At 48.1% G+C, this 516-nt stretch carries 1 pseudogene; it reads right to left on the bottom strand.

The window, feature by feature from the left end:
* Nucleotides 1-76: 76 nt before the first annotated feature.
* A pseudogene (locus R8O11_RS31290) lies at nt 77-516 on the bottom strand (flagellar hook-associated protein 3); the annotation flags it as partial.

Below are 516 nucleotides of genomic sequence, written 5' to 3'. Positions count from 1 at the left end.
TGTTCTTGGCCACCCAAGCGTATGCTATGGGCTCTAACCTCTACTGTACTCATTACCATAAAAGAACTTCCTAACCTTAAATACGGTCAAACAATGAAAGATCGTTGATCTTCACGTAGCTCGCCTGCGTAGCTTGCAGAGCAGCCATGTAGTTGCTTAAACGTACCGAAGCTTCACCGTAGTCCAATGCAGATAAGTCACCAGAGACTTTGTCGACAAACAACTTGTTTTCGCTGTGTGCGCCATCCATCAAATCTAGGTTGTTATGGCGACCACCGATTTCCGTCATCGCGCCTAGTACGTTTGCCATCGTATCATCGATGGCGTTTAGGCTAGCGTCCACTTCGGCTTGAAAATTCGGACTCGGCTTCTCAAATTCTGCAATCAAAGCATCAATTTGGTTAAGCACGTTCTTGCCGCCACCAATATCTAGGATCTCTTGTGCGGTCATGTTCGAATCCATGGTCACGCCTTTCGCCCCCGTCACCACACGAACATCGCTGTTGCCTTCGACCA

This window comes from Vibrio sp. 1288 (assembly GCF_033344475.1).
The sequence above is the reverse complement of the archived record's forward strand: the minus strand, read 5'-3'. Positions and strand labels throughout refer to the sequence as shown.